Genomic DNA, 6,673 nt, shown 5'->3' with positions numbered 1-6,673 from the left:
CAGGATCGGCCTGATTACCTATAAACCAATCAAAGACAAAATGCCTGAGCTCACTCAGTTCAGCAAGCTCATTCCTTCACACCTATTAGTAAGCTCGCTTGCAAACATGCCATAGATAAACAAGCTCGAGCATTTACAGCATGAAGTCAGCTCGTAAGCCTGTTCTTCGCGCAACTTACGCCCTAAATAGTACGCCAATGATGTTTGCGAGACATTGCTTATTCATTAATGTTGGTAGCTGACCGAAACACTTTTTCTCACGCTAGCAAGCCCTATAATAGCGACATTATGCTGGATTGATTCTTGGCTGGCTTTCAGATCTTAAAAACAAGCAGAGCTAAGAAGTTGAAGCTCCACGACGGGTTCGAAAAAGAGTCAGCCAAGGGAGCTCAAAAAGCCTGACATGCTTGCTACGCCTTTTTGCTGCGATGCTCCCTAAGAACCGTAGTTACCCTCAAGATCATACAATAAAGCACACGCTCGAACAGCTTCAACTTCATCTAAAGCCGTCAGGTTGGACTCAGTTATTCGCTAGAATATTCCCAGTTGAGCATTGTCACTCAAATACAAGTTTGGCTGAGCTTCGCTAGACAAATAGAGGTAATTGAGCCAGTCGTTGATACTGCTTGTGTTTGCTTGTTAAGCGTTTGTTTAAGATGTTGCAAATTAGAGAGGCCAGGCTAATCTTCTAACTAAACATGAGCACCAGAGATCAAATACTAGCATCGGCATGGAAACTTTTCAGCGAAAGAGGTTTTGAAGACGTTTCAGTTCGTGATGTAACCAATGAAGCTGGAGTCAATCTAGCCTCCGTGAGCTATCACTTTGGTAGTAAGGACGGCTTGATTCAAGAGGTGGTTAAAAAAGTTCTCAACCCTGCGAACCAGCACAGAGTCGACTTGCTAGAGGGGGTTGTCAGTGAGGCTGGTGGAGAGGAAGAGGTAACATTGAAGCAGATTTTAGAAAGCTACATTCGTCCAGTGATGTTTCCAGATGAGCATGGTAGTAACGCGGATATTTTGGCGCGTCTAGCAGCGCGCTACCTTATTGAGCGTGACTATAGTGTGCCGAATTCTGTGTTGGTATTGTTCGGTGAAGTATTTCAGAAATACGTTCTGATTATATCGATCAAAGCTGGTCATCTTAGCCAAGAGGAGATCCTCCAACGCTTGCTCTTTTGTATCGGTGCAGCTCTGCATTATCAATCATTCGCAGCACTAGCTAACAAAATGGCTGGTAAGACCCCAACTTTAGACCGTGAGAAAGATTTCAGAGAGCTTGTAGAATTTGTGCTCTCAGGTTTCAGCAGTGAGTAACTAAGTATATGAAAAGCCTCCACTCTGAGAGGGGCGCCTTTTTTGTTGATCGTTGGAATGTCCACTTAGACGTCGATTGTTTTTGGTAGGCTCTTACTGTGGTTGCGTAGTTTGAGTGAGAGTACTACGAATACAGAGCCTGCGATAAATGAGAATGCGGCAACGAGCTTAACTATTATTTTTGCTACTGTTAGAGGATCACTGAGGCACCAAGCTCCGAAGAAGAGAGAAAGAATGCCAGCGATAATGAACCAGCCACTTTTGGCCGTGAGGCCGCCAATGAATTCGACTGCTCCTTTGCAAATACACATCCAGCCAAGTATGAGGATGAAGGTGGCCGCTGCAATGGATGGATTAGATATGCAGAAAAATGCTGCAAGCACGCTAAGAAGTCCCGATAGGCTCATCCACCAGCGAGGTGCAGGTGAGCCACCCGTCAAAGATCCAGCGAGCGAGAACACGCCATCCAATAGAATATAGATGGCCCAATAAGTAATGAGGAAAGCTATTGTTGTTCCTGGCACAGTAAAGGCGAGGATAGCGAAAATCAGAGCAGCTAGTCCTCGAAGGAACAAGAGCGACCAACCCTTGGATAGTAAATCGACGAGTGGTTTATTCATAAATAATAAATGGTGTTAGGGTGGAGATTGTTCGTGCAAGCAGGTGTGGTTAAGATTCCTTTTTGGCGACTATCACACTATCAGTTCTTACCTTTTTATAGCTAGCATTAGAGTTAAAGTACGCAGTTTAAGCCTCAGGCTCAATAAAGAATCCTCACTGGAGCTGTTATTCCAGCACTTTTCTTCGGTATTACGTTCATTTGACTGAAATGGAGTAATCAGCATGAAATCAGAACTAGTGCTTATTTCGTGAGTATCGGAATTGGCATAGTCTGCGTGGGTGAGGCTTTGTGTGACTATATCTCTGAGCAACAGTTTAGCGTGGCATCTGTAGTGTCCACGGTTGTTTTAGGTTTTCTTTATTTTTTCAAAATGTAAGGATACAAATCTCGTGAAATTAGGATTAGGATAAATCGTGACCATTCTTAGCGAATTACTAGTGATCTCGTGATTTGTGCTGTTGATGGGATCTGCAGATTCGGCTAGAACTATCTGAGTGAAGTGTTTCCGCCTTTGGTGACCCGCTGATATTTACATGTAATTTACACAGCAAGCTGTGGCGTGCCCTACATTAGAAAGTAGATATGATTCCAACAATACTCGTAGCTGAAGATGATAATGCTGTGCGCCAGGGAGTGGTCGATGCCCTGACTCTTTCTGGTTACCAAGTGATAGCAGCAAAAGACGGTCGCCAAGCTATGCAGTATGCCCTTGAGCGCCAGTATCAACTGCTATTGCTTGATTTAGTAATGCCCTACCACAGCGGTTTTGAGGTTTTGGATGCATTGAAAAAAAAGCGTCTTGGTCAGCCGGTGATTATACTTTCTGCGCGTGGTGAAGAAACCGATCGGGTCAAGGGGCTCACGATGGGCGCTGACGACTACGTGGTAAAACCATTCAGCTTGCGTGAGCTTCTAGCGCGAGTGGATGCAGTTTTGAGGAGGTCGACCGAGCGGGCAGTAATCATTGAAAAATATAGCTACTGCCATGGTGAGGTGGATTTTGATAGGCGTGAAGTGAAAATAGAGAGCACTGGAGCTCTACATGAACTTTCAGAACGAGAGGCTAGTCTGATGGCTTACTTGGTGGCGAATAAAGGCCGAGCCATTGCTAGAGAAGAAATTTTGAGGCAGGTTTGGGAACTCGACCCGAAAGGGGTAACCACCAGAACCATAGATATGCATGTCGCCCATCTCCGAGGAAAGTTAGGAGACGTGGATCAAACTGTGGTGCAGACGGTGCGAGGCCAAGGGTATAGAATTGATTAGAAACGACGATGATGGGTAATAGAACATGGCTTATTTGGTTAGTGGCCTCAGCCTGTTCGGCAGTGGTGCTGTTGGCGATGTCTGTCGTGACCTTACGATTTGTTGAGCAGAGTAATGACACTGTTCGACAAGGAGCGGATGCGTATCTGGAAGAAAGAGTGCGTTTGGCGATGTGGCGACTGGATACCTTAGCTACGTCTATTGTTGGCACGGAAGACGCTCGCCCTGCTGAAGAGTTGTTTACTAAAGACTACAGAGATAAGGTACAAAGTCAGGCGATTGATTTTGTGCCCGTGGCAAGTATTTATGCGAAAGCACCAGCATACATTAATATATACTGGAGTGTTGATCTAGGACAAAAACAACCTGAAGTCCTGAGCCCCCAAGTCTATGAGGAAACCTATCTAGTAGGGCACCGTGTGAGCCTTGCGGCCAACCATAAATATTCTAAAAAGTTAGAAAGACTCAACGAGCTTTTGCGAGCGCCTGCTGGAGATAAAAAGGGGGAGTTCGAGTCCAATTTAGACTTGGTATGCATGACTTGCCTCGTTCTTCCATTTCCCAAAGCCCTAGATGTTGAGGGGGGAGACCAAGCACAAGTTTTAGTGCAAAAGGATGACAACAATTTCTCACTAGATTATTTAAATAAGCAGGCTCCAACGAAGCAAAAAAATAGCAAAGTTGTGCAGTATAAAAATGCTCCGGAGGTGCAACAAAAAATCTCTAAAGTGGAAAAGAGTAAGCGGCAAAAATCTGTGGAGCGGTTAGCTGGAAATGTTGTAAATTACAGTCAGTGGAATGCGAATCCACTCCAGTCCCAGAGCGAGAGCAACGCGGACAGACAGGTGTTCACTCCCGAAATGACAGCATTTGCCCCAGTTTGGATCGAGGATGAGCTTGTTCTCGTGCGCCGAGTGAGGGTCATGGGGAGAGAAATGCTGCAAGGGATATGGCTGAAAAAGCAGGAGATCGTAAAACAGCTATTAGACGAAGTTTCAGACCTCTTTCCAACAGCCAATCTCGAGCCTTACTTGGACAAAATAGATGGAAGCACTACTGAAAATGTGATGCTCAAGCTACCCTTTATTTTGATTCCCCAGCAACACTCCTACAGCTCAGTCGATGTGAGTGCTCGCGATGTAGTTGATGGACCGATCGGTTTTGCTTGGTTGGGAGTTGGCTTTGCCCTCGTTGCCGGTTTTTTCATGTTGCGTGGAGTGATAAAAATGAGTGAGAGGAGAGCCGCGTTTGTATCCTCAGTCACTCACGAACTACGCACACCTCTCACCACATTTCGCCTCTACAGTGATATGCTTAGCTCTGGCTTAGTTAAAGAACCCATAACCCAGCAGAAATACCTCGAAACTTTAAGGACTGAATCGGAGAGGCTCACTCACCTAGTTGAGAACGTGTTATCCTATTCGCAGATCGAACGTGGGGGCGTGGCGTCCAAAAAATCTGAGGAACTCAGTTTGAGGGACTTGATAGAACGATCCACTGATAGATTAGAAAATCGTGCGCTCGGGGCTGGTATGAAGTTGCAAGTGCAGATGTCTGAATTTGATGCAGCCAGAAGAATACTGGTCAACACAACCACTGTGGAACAAATCCTTTTCAACCTTGTTGATAACGCCGCAAAGTATGCCTGCGATGGAGGAAAAGTGATCAGTGTGACTGCTGAATTTCATAAACATAATCTAAGAATCGCTGTGTGTGATCAGGGCCAGGGGGTCTGTCGGGGCCAACGGGGGCGACTATTTAAGCCCTTCCATAAAACCTCCGAACAGGCAGCTAGCACCAAACCAGGAGTTGGATTAGGTTTGGCGCTCTGTCGCAGACTAGCGCGTGCGATGAAGGGGGACCTAGTCTATGAGAAAATTGACAAAGGAGCCTGCTTTGTTCTTAAAGTCCCTTCAAATCTAAAAAATAATAGGTGATTTATCTACTAGTTTTCATCTTAAGCGAGTTAGCCACGAGTATAGAGTGGTATTATGACTCTTTAGGCGTTGCATGTTCTGAGGCTCAAAAAAAAGCGAAATTTCACTAAAAAAGAGCTTGCGCCGAATCGTTTTTTAAACATAATTCGCCCGCAGCCATACGGCAGCAAGCGACAGGGTCACAAGCCGAATTAGCTCAGTTGGTAGAGCAGTTGATTTGTAATCATCAGGTCATCAGTTCGAGTCTGATATTCGGCTCCATCCTTTCCCTCACCAAGGCGGAAGAGGAGACTAAGTAGAAACACAACATAAATGAATAGACCGCAAGGTTTAAAAAGAAGCCGAATTAGCTCAGTTGGTAGAGCAGTTGATTTGTAATCATCAGGTCATCAGTTCGAGTCTGATATTCGGCTCCATTTCACCCCTAGATTCCGCATGGATTCAGGGGTTTGTTGTTACTAGTGCAATGTTTATATTCTAGCTACTAGAGAAGGCCCCCCAAAAAAAGGAGTGGTTCATCTGATGTGCAGCTATCAGCTCGATCTGATTGCTTTGCGAATTATTTATCGGCTTTGGCAGCAGCTTGGGCGTAGCCTGCAATGATGGATTCGTAGGCGCTAGCTTTCATAACAAGATCTACGCCTGCTTCTTTGCGTCGGATGGCATCACGAACCTTCATCGAGTACATTCAGCGGATTGACTCTGGTGAGAATATGTTACACGGGCCACCAGCGAATTCACAATGACTCCATTCATCGTCGGCATCGAGGCAAAGTGTAGTGAGTATTTTCCCACGAGCGAGGCCTGTGTTAGCCTATTCCCTTAGGAGGCGAATCCGGAGTGAATATTTGGGTGGTCATTGAGGTTACAACAGTAGGGGAATCCTGTGAACGAGCGATCTGAAACATTATTCTAGGCTTGTTCTGCTTTGAAGTATTTGAGTATAGGATAGAAACGAATGATGGTGTTTTCTACTTGGTCTTTGTACTAGCTGGCCTGAAAGAAGCTAGTTGTCATTTTTGAGCCATAGGCGAGGGTGTCACCAGCATTGGTCAGCATGATACGAATGTCACTAGTGGTGTGGAAATAGTGTACGGAAATCCCAGAGCCGCAGACTGTGGACCCGTGACTGATTCTGGTTTCTTTGAGAAGCGCTGGAACGAGTTCGGTGATACCCATGTCGGAAGCGACAACTGCGATGGAGCGTTCGAATTGGCTTCTACGCAACGTAATTTTTTTGATAGAAAGGTACTGTGTCGCAAGGGTCAGTAAACAACCACCGTTACAGCCCGAAGCTCCATAGCCGCAGAGCTCATTGCCGATGATCACAATACCTAGGTCTGGTTGTCGCTCTTTCCGCCGCCAGAGGGGGCAATAGTCTAGTGTAACCTTTGCCTACAGTGCAGAAATCGCTCCTAATGTGCTTCGTTAGAGGATGGTTTTAGGTTCGCCTTCTTATGTGAGGGGGTGATCATAACTGTAGGGGCGGGAATTTGTGTTTTCATGGAATAGGAGAATTGAAGGCGTTAGGG

General features: G+C 45.7%; 5 protein-coding genes and 2 tRNA genes. 5 read left to right on the top strand and 2 right to left on the bottom strand.

The window, feature by feature from the left end; all coding sequences use genetic code 11:
- Positions 1-698 precede the first annotated feature (698 nt).
- Positions 699-1,316, top strand: a complete 618-nt coding sequence (locus ABGY95_RS04255; RefSeq protein WP_347440459.1) for a TetR/AcrR family transcriptional regulator — start codon at positions 699-701, stop codon at positions 1,314-1,316.
- A 65-nt stretch (positions 1,317-1,381) separates the two neighbouring features.
- Here the strand turns inward: ABGY95_RS04255 and ABGY95_RS04250 are convergent, their stop codons facing one another.
- Positions 1,382-1,936, bottom strand: a complete 555-nt coding sequence (locus ABGY95_RS04250; RefSeq protein ID WP_347440458.1) for a DUF308 domain-containing protein — start codon at positions 1,934-1,936, stop codon at positions 1,382-1,384.
- 584 nt (positions 1,937-2,520) lie between these two features.
- On the opposite strand from ABGY95_RS04250, the gene ABGY95_RS04245 reads away from it, so the two are divergent.
- The 4 genes from ABGY95_RS04245 (at position 2,521) to ABGY95_RS04230 (ending at position 5,557) form a co-directional block, all read left to right on the top strand.
- On the top strand, positions 2,521-3,204 hold the full coding sequence (locus ABGY95_RS04245; RefSeq protein WP_347440457.1) for a response regulator transcription factor: 684 nt from the start codon (positions 2,521-2,523) through the stop codon (positions 3,202-3,204).
- 8 nt (positions 3,205-3,212) lie between these two features.
- The gene (locus ABGY95_RS04240; protein ID WP_347440456.1) at positions 3,213-5,141 is read left to right on the top strand and encodes a HAMP domain-containing sensor histidine kinase; all 1,929 of its coding nucleotides are present in this window, start codon (positions 3,213-3,215) and stop codon (positions 5,139-5,141) included.
- 185 nt (positions 5,142-5,326) lie between these two features.
- Positions 5,327-5,402, top strand: a tRNA-Thr gene (locus tag ABGY95_RS04235).
- Positions 5,403-5,481: 79 nt separating this feature from the next.
- Positions 5,482-5,557: transfer RNA gene (locus ABGY95_RS04230), tRNA-Thr, on the top strand.
- A 571-nt stretch (positions 5,558-6,128) separates the two neighbouring features.
- Here the strand turns inward: ABGY95_RS04230 and ABGY95_RS04225 are convergent.
- Positions 6,129-6,470: a hypothetical protein gene (locus ABGY95_RS04225; protein ID WP_347440455.1), complete on the bottom strand. Its 342-nt coding sequence runs from the start codon at positions 6,468-6,470 to the stop codon at positions 6,129-6,131.
- Between the last annotated feature and the right edge of the window lie 203 nt (positions 6,471-6,673).

Source organism: Rubritalea sp. (genome assembly GCF_039830215.1).
Lineage (GTDB): Bacteria > Verrucomicrobiota > Verrucomicrobiia > Verrucomicrobiales > Akkermansiaceae > Rubritalea.
Note: the sequence above shows the minus strand (reverse complement) of the source record. Positions and strands in the feature narration are given on the sequence as shown.

Bases quoted from the DNA above. Each gene is read 5' to 3' on its own strand.
- ABGY95_RS04255 (WP_347440459.1), top strand. From the start codon at position 699: ATGAGCACCAGAGATCAAATACTAGCATCGGCATGGAAACTTTTCAGC.
- ABGY95_RS04250 (WP_347440458.1), bottom strand. From the start codon at position 1,936: ATGAATAAACCACTCGTCGATTTACTATCCAAGGGTTGGTCGCTCTTG.
- ABGY95_RS04245 (WP_347440457.1), top strand. From the start codon at position 2,521: ATGATTCCAACAATACTCGTAGCTGAAGATGATAATGCTGTGCGCCAG.
- ABGY95_RS04240 (WP_347440456.1), top strand. From the start codon at position 3,213: ATGATGGGTAATAGAACATGGCTTATTTGGTTAGTGGCCTCAGCCTGT.